Origin of the sequence: Paenibacillus sp. FSL R5-0912 (assembly GCF_000758605.1) — a bacterium.
Lineage (GTDB): Bacteria > Bacillota > Bacilli > Paenibacillales > Paenibacillaceae > Paenibacillus_AQ.
On the sequence record NZ_CP009282.1, the window covers coordinates 823,979 to 843,282 of the forward strand.

Here is a 19,304-nt window from a genome sequence, read left to right on the forward strand (position 1 = left end):
GATACGGGCGGAGGGGCTTGGATGAAAAAGAGTCAATAACTATGATATTATGAGTTATGTTTCTCATCTTGGTGATGCAAGTGATAGCGGATTCCCCTGAATTAAGTGAAAAGGTTTATCGTTACGAGCTTAAAGCGGGAAGAATCTATCTGTATCGCCTGCATGAAGACAATCTTGCGGAATATCTGAGTAATTGCAATGACAATCAGGATCGGATGAATAGGAAGGGACAAGCCAAGAGCCGTTCCTCTTGTTGGTTATGGAAGGTGGAATCACATGTCCTGGAGCAAATTGAAGCAACAACTGGAGGGTTTTCTCAGTCCTGCGTTAGAGGGAAGGGTAGAATACCGCGCACCGGGTTACCGTTATTTTGCGGATAAATCAGGGATCTGTTACATCTCGGTGGATAAAAAGAACGTACTCAACATGGGTGATAAAACGAACAGGATCAGGTGGTATCAGACAGAGCTGGAGATTAAGAATGATCCGCATCTCCAGATTCCTGTCAGCGAGGACGACATTGAAGCAGTCAGACAAGCTGCCAAGGGGCCAGTGCCGGAGGATCGCCTGATCGTAATGGCTAGAAGCCGAAAAAGTACAGAACACGCCAAAGAGCTAATGTCAGCGCAGACTGCTCTCACTAAATCGAATTTCATCGTGGTGGCGAATAAGTTCCTGACGACGCCTATTGAGGAGAGCCTGGAGAGTAATGATATGGTACTCAATATTCTGGCGCTGGTGGACAGACGGGTCGGGAAAAAGCGGATCGTGGGAATGGCGGAGATAATGGAGCTGAAGCATCCGGCTGTGCAGTATTTCTATGAGCTGCGGCGGGGGGCGTTGTGAGGCGTAATATGTTGCAGGCAACCATAAGAGAATGTAATGCGATAGGAACGGTATTCCATGGAATATCGGCTTGGATAGCTCCACTGACGGCGAATGTCAGTGGAGCTATTTCGTTATGGAGGCAACCCGTTAAAGTTCATCAGTTATGGAATTATTTTCACAAACGACAATACAATATACCTGTGGTTCGCCCAATGGGCGAAACCGGTAAATTAAATAAAGGAGGTTTAAGAGATTGATCAATAAAGTTCCAGCCAAAGCCTTATCCCTCTTGGTAGTCGCAGCCATATTCCTATCCCTATTCTTCACAGCCTTACCGCAGGCAGACGCGGCCGCCAGAGGAGCATGGGCTCCCAATACGGCATATGCAGTAAATGATACCGTAACCTATAGCGGAGGTACCTATACCTGTCTTCAGGCACATACTTCCCTCACAGGCTGGGAGCCAGTTAATGTTCCTGCGCTATGGAAGAGCGCCAGCACCACAACGCCGACACCGACACCTGCGCCGACAACACCCCCGGCAACGAATGGAGTTATCTTCTATGCGAATATTAATTATGGAGGCAACGCCGTAACCCTTGGCGTAGGCAATTATGTATTATCTCAGTTGAATGCTGCCGGAATTCCGAATGACTGGATGTCCTCGCTCAAGGTTCCTAACGGTTGGACGGTTGAAGTCTATGAGAATGATAATTTTGGAGGAACCAAGTGGACCTATACGGCAGATTCCTCCTGGGTCGGCGACAGTGTCAATGACAAGATGACTTCCGTAAAAATCTATACGGGTTCACCGAATCCTTCGGTAACGAGGCCCTCCGAGGTTCCCAGTCAGATCTGGACCTATGTCATGAATGTGGACAATACATTCGGGAAAGGCGGAGATTTCGCACTACTACTGAGCGCGGTGATCAAGAAGGAGAGCAGCTTCGGAGCAGGTCTGCCGGGCAGTCCCTCCGCCGGTGACGGATTGATGCAGGTCGAACCGAACACACGCAATGCCTATCTATCCCAATTCAGCGCCAAATTCGGCCGCACGTATAATCACAGCAGCGAACAGGATCAGGTAGCCTTAGGCGGACTGATTCTCGATGAGAAGATTGTCAGGTTCGGAAATATCTACAACGGACTCTTACACTATAACGGAGGCGACAACTGGTATCCAGGCGCTACCGATTCCTACGGGCGTCCGATTCTGGCGGATCAGTATGCGAATGCTGTGTACGGGACGTATAAGGGGTATGGAGGGCAGAATTAAGGGAAAGCAAAAAGACGCTCGGGGAGTTACCCCGCAGCGTCTTTTTTTCGAGCTAGTATTTAATAATATACCATCCGCTGAATGTAGAATAATTGAGACCATTACCATAATTGCGATCAGCGGTCTGCGGGTTGCGAACGGAGTTGCCGCTTGCATCTCTGAAATCAATGGCGGTCAGGCCGCGTTTATGTGACCAGCCTCCGTCAGCATCTTGTCTATACCAGTGATAATCATAATTGGGAGCAATGACTAATGCCACTTTGTATTCCCTATAACCTGGAACCTCGCTATAAGAAGAACTACGAAGAGATTTACTCATGTAAGGCATGTCTGCTTTTGCTGCAGTAATGATACTGTTTGTTGTTAAACTTGAAAAAATACTTCCTGCCTTTTCACCTGGTTGTAACTTGTGGCCTGAATAGGTAGAGGTATTTAACATATAAGCGTAGCAATTCGCTTTATCTGTCAATGGTGCCCAAACACTGGTGCTATATGGATGTTCGTATCCTCCAGTTACCATGGTTTCAAGTCGTTGGACTTCTGCAGATTTATTGGAATCCTGCTTAGGTTCAGAAGAACTTTGAGTGTACTGTGTTTCATTAATTGGTATTTCACTGGCTGGTAAGGCTGTTTTACTGAATGTGGAGGTATATCCAGCAGGTCTGTAATTTACTTGCAATTGTACTTCCTCAGGTAAGCTATTAAACCATTCTAACCATTCTTTTGGATCCGGATTAAAAGAAGCTAAAGGGTCAACAGATGATTCCAGTTGATTTATTGAAACATTTTGTGAATTGATTTCGTTAGTATTTGTGCTTGCTAATACTGGGGTAGTAAGCAGAAATACCATTACAACAGCTGTGAGCAAGGAAAGTAGTTTTTTCATTCAGAAACCTCCTGATTTTTTAACACACTTGACTTGCAGTTGTTTATCACGCCTCCTTTGTTCTATTATTAGTGTGTTTTACATAAATATGGTATAATAATTTCCAATATATAGCAATTAAAAAATGGAAGAAAAGAGGGATTGTATGACATTATCCAAATGCTTTAAGCTTTCAATGACATTGTTGTTCGTATTAATGTTCTGTGCAGCCTGCCAAAATAAAGAGAAAGAAGATGTAAGGGAATATATTTCATTGCATGAATTAAAGAGCTTATCTGAAAAGGGAGCCTCACTAAGCTGGGATGATTTCGACAAGTATCCGTTCGAAGATATCGGCTCAGGATTGTATATTAGAAAGTACAAAATCGAAGGGGAACGGCAGTTGCTGGTCAGGGGGAAGAGTCTTGATAACCCGCCTGAGCAAATTTCCATTATTGAATCAAATGGTACAGAACGGGAGTTCACACCAGAGATTGTGAGCGAAATGGAAGATATGAAGTGAAATTCTATAGAGAGTATAGGAGGTAGAATGAGAAAGACGCTCGGGAATTTCCGTAGCGTCTTTCTTTTTGCGCGTGTGCCAAGCCCAGGTGAAGGGTCATTCCCAATGCGGCACTCCGCCAAAGAGGAACGATTCATTGTTTACGTAGGCATAAATCTCTCTACTGGCTAATCTACCGATGTGCTCGGGCAGCCATTCTTGCGAGTCTGGTAGTCCCAGCCAGAAATTCATGGTCTCAAGCTGTCCCGCAACGAAGAAACCTTCGAGCAGCTCAATATAGTTCCCTGGCAACAAATGATAGTTAGAATAGGATTGAAGTAACTGTTCTCTGAATGCAGGGTGTATATATGAGAACGTCCAGCCCAGATCAAATAAGTAATAACCGAACCCGCAAGCGCCAAAATCGATGGGCCGCACTTCTTGTTCATAAAATAATAAATTATTTGGAATCAAATCCGCATGAATCATTCCCCAGTTGCTGGTTGTTCGTTCAATAGAGTTCATCAGGTTAATTATCCGCTCACCCGCATGGAGTAGAAGCTCTGTATCACCTGCATCAAGCAGTCCGGTATTAGCGCGTTCCTTAAGCATATTAAGGGATTGTAATATCCGGGAGCCGTCACAGGCAGGGCGTTCAAATGAACCTGGGATTTGCCAAGTAGAGGATTGTCTATGTAACTTGCCGATCATTTCACCTACGGCCCTGGCGTCTTCTATTGTAGGAATAAAAGGTTTCTGCGCACCTTCCACCCAGACCATCTCGGATTGAAGAACTTCCCGCTTACTCCAAATTTGTTCAAATGCGTCACCTTTGGAGATATGTAACCGGAGGCTGTAACTGTTGTTCTCCAGATCAGTGACTTTGTAGATGGGTACAATAACACATCTGCTTTTGGACAAAAATGTAACTGTTGATTATATTTGTTTTTGACTGGAGGTGCTCAGGTTTAATAGCTTCACTGACAGCAGCTGTCAGTGAAGCTATTCTATAATATAGAAATTATAGGGTTCACATGAATCCTTGAAGGAGGACGTACAAATGAATAATAAGGTATATCTATATGTGTTAGACACCATGGCAGACTGGGAGGTAGGGTATCTAACGGCTGAACTGAACTCGGGAAGGTGTTACAAGGAGGGACAAGCTCCATCTACAATAGTAACCGTAGCCAATGAGAAGACACTTATCACTACCATGGGCGGACTGAGAATAATGCCTGACCTCACGGTGGATGAGTTCAGCATGACAAGCGGAGATGCCTTGATTCTACCCGGCGGAGAGACGTGGACCGAAGCCATCCACAAGCCCATCCTCGGGCTTGCTGAGAGATGTATACAGGAGAATGTATTAGTGGCAGCGATCTGCGGGGCTACCATGGGACTTGCCCAGGCTGGACTATTAAATTCACGCCCGCATACAAGTAATGATCTGGAGTACCTCCGAATGATCTGTCCCGCGTACACCGGCGAAGAGTTCTTCCAGAAGCAGCCTGCTGTAACGGACGGCAAGCTGATCACGGCATCCGGCATCGCCCCGCTGGAATTCTCGATGCATGTGTTGAAAGCCCTGGATGTATTGGCTCCACACAAATTAGATGCCTGGTATGGTCTGTATAAGACTCAGGAAGCGAAGTATTACTATGCGTTGATGGGATAAAAGAAGCAGTTAATAAGGGTACCCTCTCTTCACGGAGAGGGTATTTCTGTTGGTCTGGTCAGGGTTGGTAGGACACATCTTCTGGGCATCTATAAGTAGTAGTGGGGGATTTGTCGTGTTCCACTATAGGGTGAATTTAAGTTGCAGTTTTCATGTTACTGCGTAGAATTTTGAAATCCTCTAATATATTGGAGATTCTTAGAATCATATCTCTATTCATATCTTGTTCGGTAGGGTTATTGGGTAAGTATAAGCCCCACTGCTGAAACCTGCCCTCTAATAGAACAAATCCGGCTACATGAGCTCCAAAACCATTTATTCTTGCGGATTCAAGAGTTAATCTGTCGTCATGAAATACATTCACCAGTAGATTCTCAGTCCCCATGAAAAATACCGGATATGTTATATTACTGAAAAAATCTTTATATTCCTGCCCGGCTGCTTCAGCCAGATAATCCTTTGTAATGATTAAGCCATCATAATTTATATTAGTGTCTTCAATAATATCTTTGAGGCTTTTGGGTATGTAGCTTAGATTCCTAATGTTATCAAAAGGAACATCACCAACAACTGCAATTTCTAACTGGATTGAAGGGGGATTATAAAGCTCCTCCGACTGAGGCTCATTTACAATTTTGATGTCACAGCTTATAAACAACACAGATAACAATGAAAGAAGTAATAACATTTTGTTTTTCATTAGAGGGTATCCTTTTTTATTTTAATGGTTACTTTATATTCAAAAATATAGAAAAATAATCCTTTTTGCAAGTGGATAATTGACTCGATTGAGCCTCGGACGATAGGAGGGGAATTCCATCATATGATACGATATGATTGAAATCTATCTGAAGGTTGGAGCTATGACCATACAATGATTGATTTTCTCAAAAATAAGGGCATAAAAGCATTCCACGAAATATTGGAGATAGCAGAACGTCCGGATTTGCTGTTCTCAAACGACAAGAAACAGTACCATGCGGAGGCTCGCTATAACCTCTACACCATTCAGAAGTTGAACAAGCTGATCAAGAAGAACAAGATCTCGCTGAATAAATTAGAGCAGACTATAAGCTTTATTGAGGATTCTTGGTCCCGATATTTGAGCGAACACTATCTAGGGAAGTCCTTTGTCTTTTATTGTTGGGTTGATTACCAGATTCCCGCGATACGCCTTTCCGTAGTTTCTTTTTACGAGGGGTTAGAACTACCTTTTGGATGTGTACTAGAGAAGGTCAATGACATAAGTAAAGTTCTATCGCCATATCTAGATATCGCAGGATTTGAGAGTAGTTTTGAGTCCGGTGACAACGATGATGAGTTGAACGATGTTTATACGTTAAGGGTCTATTCCAGGAAGATTCTTACGTAAGGTTTGATTGGAATAAGCTTTTAGGCTAAGGGGGGAAGGCAGATGAAGGAAATAAATTCTCATAATTGCAATCTGAACATATGGTATTATCTACCTGATGAAGTATGGAATAAAGTTGCTAATATATGCAAGCTTATGCCTGGTTGGAAAGGGTACATAGATGGGATTCCACACTGGTTTGGGCAGGAAGAGGATGATGTTTATATTCAGGCATCGCTTGAGCCAAGTGGATTGTCATTTTTTGCGCGAATGAGTCAGAGCGATTGGGATTCTTGGATAGCAAGGTTTAAATCAGAAGCGACAAAGGTATTAGGGTTTGAGGTGGGGGAACCTGAGGATGGGTTTGTGTAGTATGAAATTTTAGAAGTTACGGCAATTCATAGATAACTCGAAAGCTGATGAAAAACATGAATGTAAACCAAGCGATAAACGTTATAGATATGGAATTATCTCAAACATTAAGTGACTACCAACACTGGTTTACTTTAAATTCCGAAGTACTATCTTTTTAAACCTCAGGTTGGATGGAGTATTGAACAAATATTAGAGCATGTAACACTAACCAATCATTTTTTATTGATCCTAATAAGAAAAGGGACTCGGAAAGCAATTGAACTATCCACAAAGAAAGACTTGAATACAATAATAGAATCAAGCCAAATTAATTTACAAGAACTTGATGTGATAGCTATACATAAGTCTTTTGATTGGATCAGACCAGAACATATGGAGCCAGAAGGGGAAACAGAACTAGGACAAATAAGAGCATTACTAGATAATCAAATAAACGAATGCAAAGAGCTTTTGAAAGAGATGAGTAACGGAGAAGGAATACTTTATAAAACTACAATGACGGTAAATAACTTAGGCAAGATTGATGTTTATCAATATATCTATTTCCTTTGTCAACATGCCAAACGCCACATTGTACAAATGCAAAAGGTAATAGAGGAGTATAGTAAATCTAGTGAGGCTGAGTAACTCAGATTCACGGAATCAACATTTGAGTTTGCGAATTGAAGATCGGATGCATGGCGGGAGCGGATGAGTTCGATCCTTATAAGGATTGAGGGGGGAGCGTGTCGATTAAGGATTAATAAGGACTTCTGATTAACAGAAGTCCTTTTCTGTATAATTTTAGGAATTTCATGGATTTACATTGGCTATCATTATTTTGTGCAGAGCAAGTGTTAGAGATTGAATTAGATCAACATGAAGAGGTGCTAGAAATGGACGAACTAATCGAGAGAATCATTCAATTCCGCGACGAAAGGGACTGGAAACAATTCCATGATCCTAAAGATCTGGCACTCTCTATCTCGCTAGAGTCGAGTGAACTGCTGGAACTCTTCCAATGGAAAAATAGCCAGCAAGCCATAGAGCAAAATTATTCCGGCATGCAGGACGAAATTGCTGATATTCTCCTCTACACGCTAACGCTCGTTCATGATTTAAATATTGACGTAAAGGATGCCATTCTTCAGAAAATAAACAAAAACGCAGAGAAATATCCGGTATCCAGTTCTAAGGGAAGTTCGAAAAAAAGTACGCGGCAGTAAATGAATAGGGGAGAACTCCATGATTATCTAAGAATCGACCAAGCAGCAATTTATGAATGATGCGACCGAAGACAGCATTGCGGTAAAGATTCATAACCAATACGTCCAAAAAGTCGGCAGAGTTTCCATGGGCGAAATCAACGCATGGAAAAATTCCATGAACTACTTTTATAAAGTATTAAATACAGACCATTTTGTTATGAATCAAATTTATAATATAGATTCAAAAAATGACAATTCAAGGAATTTATTAATATATCCCTGGTAATAGAACGTTTGTTTGGAAGGTGCTGGTAGGAAAATGACGAAATATGTATTTAGCTTAGTTTTAAAGTCCTACAGCTAAGTTAGAGTACATACAGGTAGATATAGATTTTCGACATTTTTTTCTGGAAGTTCACGTTGAAGCGAGGGCAACTTGGAAGTACTGCCTCTTGAAGATGAATTATAAGAAAAAAATTAAACTGAGTTACATCATTTTTAAACGCTCTAAAGAAAAAGCTTCTAAGGAGGCGGGCAATATTAGAGAAATTTATTTTATTATATTTAGAGACTCCAACTAGTCCCTACCATTTGAAAGCTTAAAAGGTCTTTTGGAGTAGTTTTTTGTGTCGAAAGTCTCATGGTTTGTTGGTTTTTCTATTTTTATGTCTTCCTTATTATGTTATAGTATAAGGATTAAAATTACATTGATGTTAAAAGAAAGATAATTGTATTCAGGAGTGTGTTGAATTTGGCAGAGTATAAATTAAAAGTGTCTGGAAATGCAATTGGAGAACTCTCTGAGAAGATTCCTTCCAATATAATTGCATTGAACGAGTTAATTAAAAATGCCTATGATGCTGGAGCAAATTCTGTATCAATAAATTTAGATACAAGTAAACAAATAATGACAATTCAGGATGATGGAAAAGGAATGAATGAGGAAGACATCTCCACTTTGCTTCAAATATCAAAGAGCACTAAGCAATATGGTAAGCTTGTCAATAACCGCTACATACAAGGTTCTAAAGGGTTAGGCTTCTTATCTGTTTTTAAGTTCGGGGATAAAGTTACGTGGAAAACGATTAAAGATAAGGAACGATGTTTTTCAATTGATTATAATGAAATATTAGGTCTAGATGATGTGTCAAATTATAACGTGATTATTGATGATGTTCTCAATGGAGATCTTAGGAAAGGTACAAAAATAGAGATTCAATTGAGAAACAGTTTTGGTGTTGAAAATTTAAAATCATATTTATTAGATCAAGTCAATAGAGATAAAATATTGAATTCTTTTATTGACAATACGTTTGAAATTATTCTGGAAATAGAAGGGAGGATATATCGAACAAAGAAGGAATTGTCCCTTGAGAAATACTACGAAGATAATAAAATGTTTCGAGTAACATATGATTCAGATTCTCATGAAATTGATATTCAATATTTTAACCATTCTAAATTTGGACCGTGGAATCCGGATAAAAAGTCTATCCCTGTAGATAGTTTTACAAATATAAATAGATTCAAACTGGAATTAGACCTTATGCTATATGATTTTACGGGAGGTAAAGGAAAGACAAGCCCGGATAAATTGTTTATTGATCCTACTAATACTTTAACTGAAAAATTAACTCCTTTGATTTTTATCAATAAAAACCTTTTTAACAATTACACATTGTTTGATCCCGAAATTTCCAGGTATAAAAGAGCTGGAGATAGCATGGCTCAAATGATTGGAATTGTTCAAATTATTACTGATGATTCAGAACTACAGTTTAACTCAGACCGAACTCAGTTCCAAGAAAACGAACTAACAAATGATATAAAGAACATTCTATCTGCTATAAATTTGTTTATTCAAAAGCAAGGGTCGGAAATTAAGAACGAAATCAAGAAAAGAAATAAAAAGAAAGCAGAAGAAGAAAAAAAGAAAGCAGAAGAAGAGAAAGCAGCCCATGATCATAATACATATCCACCTGAAAATGATCCACCTAAGAGTGATAAAAAAGAAGAAGGAACAAATCCTGAAAACCCTCAGGATGGAACTTCGACACCATCCAATAAACTTCAAGAACCATTTTTAAATTTAAAAGAAAGGGAACTGGCTTTCGAGTTACCACTTGAACCAATCAATTTAGTCGATTTCTTTGAAGTAGCAGAAGACTCATATGGTAATTCGGTTAATTTTGATAAAATTCAATGTGAAGCAAATGGATTAATTATTGAAAACAAAATATTAATAATTTCTTCCTCCGGAGAGCGCGATATATCATTTGGCTTTGAGGATTCATTAAGCGGAAAAGTAACCACTAGTCTTAAGATTCATGTTTTAGAAAAGATAGCAGAGCCGTTAGAAACAAAAAAAACAGATCGTATTCTTATTCCTAATGAGGCCAAAAGTGGATACAAAATTAAGTTTCAAAATACTCCAATTAATGATCTTGTTGATCAACTAAACAGATTGTTTAAGAATACAAGAACATCATATATTGAGGTCATTGCTTGTTCATTACGCTCTGTTTTTGAATTATCAGTTTATGAATGGGAAATGTCTGGAAAGGTAACGTATGTATTTAAAAAAAGTTCTTCGGACAGATTGATGGACAAGGTGGTTACCTTAATAAAAGCAATTATCGAAAACGATTATCTTGTAGGAGAAATAAGTAAGGGTTTAGGTTTGCCAAGTTACCGAGATTTTAAAAATGTCTTAACTGCGAAGGATTATGAGTCAACAATTAAAAAGTCTCACTTAGGAGCTCATAAATCTACAAAATCACTTTCTGAAAAAAATCTTGAGGATATAGGGAAAGATGTAGGTTTGTTTTTAGTGATCATAAACGAACTTTTGAATAATACTGTGATAGACTGGAGAAGAATAGGTTCACCTTGGCAGCTTGAGGTGTAACACTTAATAACTCGGAGATGATCAACAGATGAGAAATATAGCCTTCAAGGATTATAAAAAAAAGAGTGATATTCATGGTACCGTATTATATCCTGCTGTAATGGTTGCTCCGGTTCAGAAAAGTATTTTGGCTGACTTAATTGATACAACAAGAACAATCAGCATATTTGATCCTTTCCATGGATCAGGAACTTCATTATACGAAGCCTTGGAAATATCTGGTAATGTGCAATTGGTAGGGTGTGATATCAATCCTCTTGCCAATTTAATTACAAAAGTTAAACTCCAAGGGATTACGCATAATATTACTTCTGATATACACAAGATTAAGAAGATTTTGTCATCTCCATTTGAAGGAAATGCGCATACTTTTGTAAACATAAATAAATGGTTTAGAGAAGATATTATAATTTCATTGACGCACATTAGACAAGCAATTAAAGAAATAGATGATCAAAAGAACAGGTTGTTTTTTTGGTGTATGTTTAGTGATATCGTTCGAAAGTATAGTAATTCACGTAGTTCAACATATAAGTTACATACAAAGAATAATGAAGATATTAATAAAATGGAGAACAATTCGATCAATGATTTTATCAAATCAATTGAATTAAATTGGTACAAGTTTAACAAAAGTTTTGAACATTTCAGGCTCTATAAAGGAAATACACTTGAATTGATGGACTCCTTTTCTGAAAATAATTTTGATATCTGTATTACTTCTCCACCGTACGGTGATAATAATACAACAGTTCCATATGGGCAATTCTCAATGTTAGCATTATATTGGATTGATGATCAAGATTTAGTTTTGGAAGGTTGGGAGCTTGATAGTTATGCAATTATAGATTCAAATAGTCTAGGTGGAGCATTTTCTCAAGGGAAAGATGGCCATGTTGATAGTGAGCTATTAGTCCCCTATTTAGAAAAGATAACTCCTGAAAAGCATAAAAAGATTTTAAGGTTTTTTAGTGATTATTTTTTATTTCTTGATCAATTAGCTAAAGTTACAAGTTCACATATTATAATGACTTTAGGGAATAGAACAGTTGATGGTGTTAAAATTGATTTGAAAGAAATTACGGTCAATTATTTAACACAAATTGGATTTATAACATTAGAAATGTTGGAAAGAGAAATTGTATCTAAGCGAACTCCAAAAAAAATTTCAAGAGTTAAAAGTAAACCTGTTTCTTCGATGAACAAAGAGTACGTGATTGTGATGGAAAAAAAATATGATAAAGTTGCTTCCTTATAGCTTTTTCGGAATCTTAGATAATACAACGGCTTCATTAAAAATTTTTAATGGTTAATTCAATATACTTCTCACCATTTCACTATTGGGAGCGATTAGTTTTTATACTTAAGAGGGCAGTAACATAAAGTTGCTGCCCTTCATTCTGCTAACATTTTTGCTAACATGGCTGCATATCCCAATCCCTGAACGTAGAAGTGTTTTGAACAAAAAAACGTTAACCCGCGTGGTTAAAGGATTTATGTGCGGTCTTTCTATGGTATAGATAAGGGGCTAAAGTAGCTACTTCAAGACTTAAAATCCTGTGATGAATAACCACCTAACCGGCGCTATTCCAAAATTTTATATTCAAGGCTGAGATAGGCTCGAGTTCTGCGGTGCCTGATAGCCACGGAAATCAGACTGGAAATCCCTTTTTCGTAACTTGCTCAAACAAGCCGGAGGAGGGATTTTTTTGAGAAGAACTTTTACCGATTTGTTAATATCTTGTTGACGAAAAGCTTCTACAAGCAAAAAAATGTATACAGAAGGAATAAAATTAATAGTTCTAAATATGTAAGTTAAGGATTTAGCTACATGAATTACGGATAAGCTCATATATTCATATGTTCATAGTGCATGTGAGCTGCTATTCACTTAAAGATTAGATATTAAATGAGAAATTTGTAATATCCTTCTTCACCCATCCCCCAACAACTCCCCAACAGAAACCTCCAGCGCCTTTGCTATTGCCACCACCTCATAATCCTGCACGAGCCTATATTGACCCTCCAATCGCGATAAACTGGTTGGGCTGATGTCTAAACCAAAGGTTTGTAACCTAGCGAGGAAATCCTTTTGCTTCATTCGCTTAGCCTTTCGAATAGCTATAACTCGGGTCCCGATGATGTTTTTGTCACCAGGGGGCTCTTTGCGATGTCTCATTTCCGTGTCACCTCACAATTTAACCAAATTGTATGCGAGGTAACTGTTGTTTTAATGCGAATATCGAATTAAAATAAAATAAACCGATAAACGCAGTAAAATTTTTCTGTACATCGTCTACAGATATAGCTTTCCCACGAAGGAGAGGGTGCGATGCAACATCTGATGCAGAAATATGAGGAGGAGAAGCGCAAGCTGAATGAACTCGGAAATAAATCATTGGATCAGGGAATTCCGCTAAGCAGCAATGAAGCGGTTCAGGCTCAAAGTCGTAAGGTAGATGAACTCATTAATCAGATGTATCAAGAAAAAAGTGGACATACAGCTTCATTTCGTTTGAAATTCTGTCTTGGAGGGGATGTGGTGAGCTTTCCAGCATGGTTTATACAGACGATTCAAAGTCGATTGAATGAGGTTACCGCACAGATCGAGTATCAGTCCGAGCCTAGACTTCCTTTTGAAGAAGAGAGTAAAGCTTTTCAAGCATTATTTGAGTCCATAGACACTGCACATATGCCAGAGTTTGAGTACTGGGAGGACAAGCTTCAATTGAAGCAAGCCGTTATTTATGAACGCTTATATCTACAAGGGCTTAAGGATGGTATGCAGCTTGCAAATGCCTCTATTGCCCCTCCAGTGCTTTCGGACTAGGACATGTCCTGTGAAACATGCTGTTAAAGTACATTAGTATCAGAGCAAAGAGTGATAAATGCATACTTTATTATTAGGCTGTCCATGTGACAGTCTTTTTTCTTATGCTGATTTTTGGAAGGGAATCCCTCCCATATTGTCGAATTACCATACATATTGTAAATCCAGATGATATGAGGTTGGACTATGTTTAAAGCACTAAGGACACTCTTTCAAAAATCAAACCCTAAACCGCCACAGGCTGTGACTAAGGCACAAACTCCAAAGCCCAAATCAAAGGTTGCCTCCACACGAATTGGTGAGCTAGGCGAGCATAAAATCAATATCCAACTGGATCAGCTACCTAAAGAATGTAAATCGTTAAGTGATCTGTTGCTCCCTAATCCTAAGTCTCGAACAGGCTATGCTCAGATTGATCATATTGTCATTTCCCCATATTGCTTATTTGTCATTGAGACGAAAAACTACAATGGGGAAATTAAGGGTGGGCGGACGGATCAGCAATGGTCAGTGAGCAATCGTTATAAGATGTATAATCCGTTGAAGCAAAACTACGGACATATCAAGGCCATTGAGAGTCTGATAAAAGGTGTAGCGGCAGTGAAATTCATCTCCATGATCTCATTCACCATGAGATGTCGGTTCAGTATTGATCCTGAGCTGCGGAAGATTCATTCAGACGAGCTGGTTGTCTATGATGTGGAACTAAGTGAGTATATCTCTAGGAAGCTGATCAGTTTGAAGACGGGAACTCATGAACCTCCTATTTCTGCGGCGCAGGTCCAAACGATATACGATCATTTGATTAAGGCTAATATCACCGATCCCGAGATTCGTAAGCTTCATGTACAGAGAATAAAGGGAACTAAGGCGTAGCATCAGTACAAGACCTATCATTGGACAAAGGGAGTTAACATACATGATCAAACAACTACGAAGCTGGTGGAAGGATACAGAGATAGCTAACCTAATCGGCCGTAAAAAAGTGGACTTTTCTATCTTTCGTGACGGTACTCATATTCCAGTTGAATTTCATCCGGATTTCTTAGAAGCTAATCAAGGTCAACAGCCTAACCTGGGTGAAGGAATAAAGGTTAAGCTCATTCACGAAGATCGAGACTATGAAGCTACGCTATTTAAAATTGATCAAGCATCGGCTAGTCGGGAAGCTCTTCAACTTCGCTATAACGGAAATCAAACGCTGAAGGAGTTGTTAATTGAAGCCTTCAAGCATTCGTATTCCTACATTATGCAAGAGAGAACGAATCAACTAGCGGATGATGCGAAGCGGCCTCAGGTTGTTGTTCCTGAAGATCAAGCCGAATACATAGATTTCTTTGCGACAGGAGTTCCTTTCGAATACCGTTTAGAGTTTATAACGTATAAGCCGAAGCCTAATGTATGGTGGGTGAATCAGGGAACCACCATTCAAGCGGAGAAGCAAGCGGGAATTCTGTGGGCACCTCTACTGAATACTCAAGGCCGTAAGCTATATCACTGGGAGACGATGAAGGAAGTTAAAGAAGGAGATATCATCCTTCATTATTCCAATAAGGCTATTCGTTATGTTAGCCAGGTTACAGCTGCGGCAGTCGAGGCACCGAAACCAGGCTCTATGGCTAATACGGGTTGGCAAGAGGAAGGAAGACTGGTTCGCACCCATTATGTAGAACTTATTCCGTCCATTGCGCTACAACAGTTCAATCAGCAAATTATGCAATTGAACATAACCCAAGGACCGCTCCATACTGGAGGCGGAGTGAATCAAGGGTATTTGTTCCGCTTTTCAAGACAAGGGCTTCAAGTGCTTCAATCACTCACGACAGAAGTGAATTGGCCTGATTTTACTATTCTAGAGCAAGATGAGGTTGCCTCCAGTATGGAGAGCTTGCGTGAGGTGATTCCTATTCTACCGCCATCCGATTCTAGCATTTCAGCCTTCCTCCACCAAATCCAATCCCACATCCGCCGCCAAGGCTTCTTTTTCCCTGAGCATCTGATCGAGAACTTCTACCTCTCGCTGAAGGCGAAGCCTTTTGTCATCCTAGCAGGTATATCCGGCACGGGGAAGACGCGGCTGGTGAAGCTGTTCGCGGAGGCGCTGGGGGCGACGCGGGATAATGGGCAGTATACGTTGATTCCGGTGCGGCCGGATTGGAGTGATCCTGCGGATCTGCTGGGGTATAAGGATCTGTCGGGCAGGTTCCAGCCGGGTCCGATGACGCAGGTGTTCGTGGAGGCGCGGCAGCCGGAGAATCGGCATAAGCCGTATTTTATCTGTCTGGATGAGATGAATCTGGCCCGGGTGGAGCATTATTTCAGTGATCTGCTAAGTGTGCTGGAGACGCAGGAGTGGCGGGAGAGTGAGATTCAGACGCAGGAGCTGATCTCTCGTGCCTTGCTGGGTACGCCTGAGGACCAAGTGAAATATGGAGGCCTGGGCATTCCGGAGAATGTATTTCTGATCGGGACGGTGAATATGGACGAGACTACGCATCCTTTTAGCAAAAAAGTTCTCGACCGCGCAAGCACCCTAGAGTTCAATTACATCAATCTGCAGCAGTATCCGCAAGGGGCTGAGCAGGACGCTGGTGATCCCGCTGATCTTAAGGAGCTGAATCATCTCTTCCTCCGTTCCGATTATTTGCAGCTGGTGGATGCCTATGATACTCATCAGGAGCTCGTTGTGCGGACGACGGAGAGACTGGTTCAGATCAATACGCTGCTGGAGGATATCCATGCTCATGTGGGCTTCCGGGTGCGGGATGCGATTTGCTTCTATATGATCTATAACGAGCGCTTTGGCCTGATGGATGAGGAAGAGGCGTTTGACTGGCAGCTGCTGCAAAAGATTCTGCCGCGTATCCAGGGAAGTCATTCCTCCGTGCGCCGGGTGCTGCTTAATCTGATGAAGGTTGCTACAGGCAGCGGTGCCGGCATTGCGGTTAATGTTCAAGAACTCATGGACGATGATGCTTCTCCGCTCTATATGAAATGGGCTGCCGGGCAGAATCCGCCTGGGGTCAAGCATCCGCAAAGTGCCCGTAAATTGGCTTATATGCTGAGGAGGCTGGAGGAAGATGGATTCACCTCATACTGGCTTTCTTAATCAGGCGGTGGAATTGCTCCGTATCGAGACGGAGCTTTTTACGCTATATGTGCAGGGGCGGCCCTATCATCCTACGGTGGAGACGTTGCAGCTTCATCGCTCTCCGGAGCAGGAGTGGGTGAATGCTCAGCTTGGAATTACCTGCTCGCAGCGGCTTGGGGAAGTACAGATTAAGGTGTTCTCGCCTGAAGCCTATGGGCTGATCGACTGGCAGCCGGGGGAGTCTTCCTTTCCTTGCTTTTATGAGACGCAGCCGTATGAACTGGTGATTCAGAATAAGAAGGCGGCCAAGCTTACTTTCTATCATGAAAATGTGCTGCTCCGGCAGGCGGTTAAGCCTCTAGGTGAGTCTATCCTTGCAGGTGTGCTGAACTTTGGGAATGAGGTTGGGCTGACGGAATGGGAGATCCGGGGCGAAGGGCAGACGCTGCTGCGGGTGGAGATGGAGATTTTCCCCTCGAAGATGGAATATAAGCGGGATTACCAGAACCTTCTGCATGAGGTGAATGCGCAGATCTATAATTTGGCTTTTGATTTTCTGCGCCGGACCTATCAGCTAACTGGCCTTAAGGAGACGCAGCATCAGAGCCTGACGGAGTTCTTCGCCATCCTACAGCATGTATTCAGACAGCTCTTGGATGCCGTTGAGCGGATCAACAAGAATCCTAATGTTGCGCTGCTCCAGGAGCGGCGGTTAATGGATGCAGGCCGGGTCAAGAAAGCCGGAAGAGAGAACATCCGTGAGCTCGCGAAGCATCCTGAACGGTTAAGAGAAGACATGAACCATGGGTTCTTAACCATCGGTAACCGGAGCTACACAGCATCCCACTTAATGGAGACACGGAAGCGCCTCGCCTATGATACAAGTGAGAACCGGTTCGTCCGCTGGATGCTGGAACGGATTCATGGCAAGCTGAAGGAGCTTAAGAACCGCTGGAAAAAGAACAACCGGACCTCAGATCCGCAGCTCATCCGAAGAATCGACACGATGCTCACTCAGCTGGAGCGGGTGCTTAAGATAGATTTTCTGCGGGAGGCCGGAGCGCTGAAGCAGATATCCGTAACACTAGTGCTGCAGATGGCCCCCGGATACCGGGAGGTCTATCGCTGTTATCTCATGCTGCTCAAAGGCCTGTCAATTCAAGGTGACCTGCTTCGCCTATCCATGAAGGATGTCGCGCAGCTCTATGAATACTGGTGCTTCCTTAAGCTGAATCAGCTTCTGGGGCAGAAGTATAGGCTGGTGAAGCAGGATATCATTAAGGTGAACCGGAACGGGATCTTTGTGACGCTGGATCGCTCGCAGAGCTCGAAGATGGTCTATGAGAATCCTGTTAACGGGGAGCAGTTCATCCTGTACTATAATGCGATTCCTGGAACAGATAGGACCCCAACGCTCAGTCAACGTCCTGACAATGTGCTTACCTTGAAGAAGAAGGATGCGGGTCAGATCAAGGAGTATAAGTATGTGTTCGATGCGAAGTATCGGTTGAATCCGGCGTATGAGGGGACTTCTTATCAGCAGAAATATGGTCAGCCTGGGCCGGAAGAGGATGACATTAATACGATGCACCGCTACCGGGACGCGATAGTCTATCAGGAGATAGGCTCCGGGGAATACGAACGAAGCATGTTCGGGGCGTATGTGTTATTTCCGTACCCTGATGAGGAGCGGTACAAGTCCCACCGTTTCTACAAAAGCATCGGGCTGCTCAACATTGGCGCCTTGCCGTTCCTGCCGAATTCCACAAGTCTGGTGGAGCAATTCCTGGCAGAGATTATTCAGGATAGTCCGGAAAAAGCTTACGAACGCTCGACACGTCCACGTGGGACGAAAGAATACTACGCCAATCAGCTGGCGGGCAAAAATGTGCTGGTCGGTTCAGTCCGGGGGCCGGAACAGGTAGCGGTGGCGGTGCGGGAAGCTTTTTATCATATGCCGCTTAAGAATCTATCCGATGTAAAAATCCTCACTCAGCTCGAATACGTCGCCATGTGCCAATCTCGCAAAAAGTTCGTTGATCCCGCCAAAACAGGCATTCACTGGGTAGGGAAGGTAGCGGATTGGAAGGTGCTGCAGCGTAAGGAGATTAAGGAAGTCCCTTGTCGGCCGGGTACCGAGGAGGATCTGTATGTACGCTTCACGGTTGAGGAATGGAAGAGCTTAGCTGTTCCTATTACGCTAGGAGGACAAGGAATTCTCACGGTGCTCTACACCAGTAAGTATATCCTGGACCGGTCCTTGGAGATTGCTGAGCTCCGGCTGGAAACGGAGGAAGCGCTCCGGGAATGGCGGGAGAAGCGGCGTAAGGGCAGAGTTAAGGTGAGGCTGGATCATGAGGAGTATGTGGATTTGGGTAGTGTTGTGGAGGTTAGGAATATATAGTGAAATAAA

Annotated in this window: 18 protein-coding genes; 14 read left to right on the plus strand and 4 right to left on the minus strand. The window is 41.9% G+C overall.

Annotation, left to right across the window (positions count from 1 at the left end):
• Nucleotides 1-276 precede the first annotated feature (276 nt).
• Nucleotides 277-846 carry an SF0329 family protein gene (locus tag R50912_RS03565; protein ID WP_042232498.1) on the plus strand — a complete coding sequence of 190 codons (570 nt, stop codon included), beginning with the start codon at nt 277-279 and terminating at the stop codon, nt 844-846.
• A gap of 235 nt (nt 847-1,081) precedes the next feature.
• The gene (locus R50912_RS03570; protein WP_042232500.1) at nt 1,082-2,104 is read left to right on the plus strand and encodes a carbohydrate-binding protein; all 1,023 of its coding nucleotides are present in this window, start codon (nt 1,082-1,084) and stop codon (nt 2,102-2,104) included.
• Between the two features lie 52 nt (nt 2,105-2,156).
• On the opposite strand, the gene R50912_RS33030 is transcribed toward R50912_RS03570, so the two are convergent.
• Complete coding sequence (locus R50912_RS33030) at nt 2,157-2,990, minus strand: hypothetical protein (protein ID WP_052415963.1); 834 nt, start codon at nt 2,988-2,990, stop codon at nt 2,157-2,159.
• A 145-nt stretch (nt 2,991-3,135) separates the two neighbouring features.
• Here R50912_RS33030 and R50912_RS03580 point away from each other — a divergent pair, with 145 nt between their 5' ends.
• Nucleotides 3,136-3,492, plus strand: coding sequence for a hypothetical protein (locus tag R50912_RS03580; protein WP_042232502.1), 357 nt, complete (start codon nt 3,136-3,138; stop codon nt 3,490-3,492).
• Between the two features lie 96 nt (nt 3,493-3,588).
• Here the strand turns inward: R50912_RS03580 and R50912_RS03585 are convergent, their stop codons facing one another.
• Nucleotides 3,589-4,392 carry a phosphotransferase enzyme family protein gene (locus R50912_RS03585; RefSeq protein ID WP_052415964.1) on the minus strand — a complete coding sequence of 268 codons (804 nt, stop codon included), beginning with the start codon at nt 4,390-4,392 and terminating at the stop codon, nt 3,589-3,591.
• A gap of 139 nt (nt 4,393-4,531) precedes the next feature.
• Here R50912_RS03585 and R50912_RS03590 point away from each other — a divergent pair, with 139 nt between their 5' ends.
• Nucleotides 4,532-5,149 (plus strand): type 1 glutamine amidotransferase family protein, encoded by a 618-nt coding sequence (locus R50912_RS03590; protein ID WP_042232504.1) that lies wholly within the window; start codon nt 4,532-4,534, stop codon nt 5,147-5,149.
• Nucleotides 5,150-5,285: 136 nt separating this feature from the next.
• Here R50912_RS03590 and R50912_RS03595 read toward each other — a convergent pair whose 3' ends face one another.
• Entirely contained in the window at nt 5,286-5,849 is a 564-nt protein-coding gene (locus R50912_RS03595; RefSeq protein ID WP_042232506.1) for a hypothetical protein, read from the minus strand.
• A 174-nt stretch (nt 5,850-6,023) separates the two neighbouring features.
• Here R50912_RS03595 and R50912_RS03600 point away from each other — a divergent pair, with 174 nt between their 5' ends.
• The 6 genes from R50912_RS03600 (at nt 6,024) to R50912_RS03630 (ending at nt 12,228) form a co-directional block, all read left to right on the plus strand.
• Nucleotides 6,024-6,521 carry a hypothetical protein gene (locus R50912_RS03600; RefSeq protein WP_042232508.1) on the plus strand — a complete coding sequence of 166 codons (498 nt, stop codon included), beginning with the start codon at nt 6,024-6,026 and terminating at the stop codon, nt 6,519-6,521.
• A gap of 42 nt (nt 6,522-6,563) precedes the next feature.
• Entirely contained in the window at nt 6,564-6,872 is a 309-nt protein-coding gene (locus R50912_RS03605) for a hypothetical protein (protein ID WP_042232510.1), read from the plus strand.
• A 225-nt stretch (nt 6,873-7,097) separates the two neighbouring features.
• Nucleotides 7,098-7,502 carry a DinB family protein gene (locus tag R50912_RS03610; RefSeq protein ID WP_231637765.1) on the plus strand — a complete coding sequence of 135 codons (405 nt, stop codon included), beginning with the start codon at nt 7,098-7,100 and terminating at the stop codon, nt 7,500-7,502.
• 248 nt (nt 7,503-7,750) lie between these two features.
• Nucleotides 7,751-8,080, plus strand: coding sequence for a MazG-like family protein (locus R50912_RS03615; protein ID WP_042232512.1), 330 nt, complete (start codon nt 7,751-7,753; stop codon nt 8,078-8,080).
• A gap of 733 nt (nt 8,081-8,813) precedes the next feature.
• Complete coding sequence (locus tag R50912_RS33805; protein ID WP_063840060.1) at nt 8,814-10,970, plus strand: ATP-binding protein; 2,157 nt, start codon at nt 8,814-8,816, stop codon at nt 10,968-10,970.
• Nucleotides 10,971-10,998: 28 nt separating this feature from the next.
• Nucleotides 10,999-12,228, plus strand: coding sequence for an Eco57I restriction-modification methylase domain-containing protein (locus tag R50912_RS03630; protein WP_042232516.1), 1,230 nt, complete (start codon nt 10,999-11,001; stop codon nt 12,226-12,228).
• 675 nt (nt 12,229-12,903) lie between these two features.
• Here the strand turns inward: R50912_RS03630 and R50912_RS03635 are convergent.
• A complete protein-coding gene (locus R50912_RS03635) occupies nt 12,904-13,149 on the minus strand; it encodes a helix-turn-helix domain-containing protein (protein WP_042232518.1) in 246 nt (81 codons plus the stop codon).
• A gap of 153 nt (nt 13,150-13,302) precedes the next feature.
• Between R50912_RS03635 and R50912_RS03640 the strand changes: the two genes are divergently transcribed.
• The 4 genes from R50912_RS03640 to R50912_RS03655 all read left to right on the plus strand — a co-directional run bounded on the left by R50912_RS03640 (nt 13,303) and on the right by R50912_RS03655 (nt 19,295).
• Nucleotides 13,303-13,800: an aspartyl-phosphate phosphatase Spo0E family protein gene (locus R50912_RS03640; RefSeq protein ID WP_042232520.1), complete on the plus strand. Its 498-nt coding sequence runs from the start codon at nt 13,303-13,305 to the stop codon at nt 13,798-13,800.
• Between the two features lie 186 nt (nt 13,801-13,986).
• The gene (locus R50912_RS03645) at nt 13,987-14,676 is read left to right on the plus strand and encodes a nuclease-related domain-containing protein (protein ID WP_042232522.1); all 690 of its coding nucleotides are present in this window, start codon (nt 13,987-13,989) and stop codon (nt 14,674-14,676) included.
• Nucleotides 14,677-14,719: 43 nt separating this feature from the next.
• The gene (locus R50912_RS03650) at nt 14,720-16,909 is read left to right on the plus strand and encodes an McrB family protein (RefSeq protein WP_042232524.1); all 2,190 of its coding nucleotides are present in this window, start codon (nt 14,720-14,722) and stop codon (nt 16,907-16,909) included.
• Nucleotides 16,881-19,295, plus strand: a complete 2,415-nt coding sequence (locus R50912_RS03655) for a restriction endonuclease-like protein (protein WP_042232526.1) — start codon at nt 16,881-16,883, stop codon at nt 19,293-19,295. Before R50912_RS03650 ends, R50912_RS03655 begins: the two co-directional genes overlap by 29 nt.
• Nucleotides 19,296-19,304: the final 9 nt, after the last annotated feature.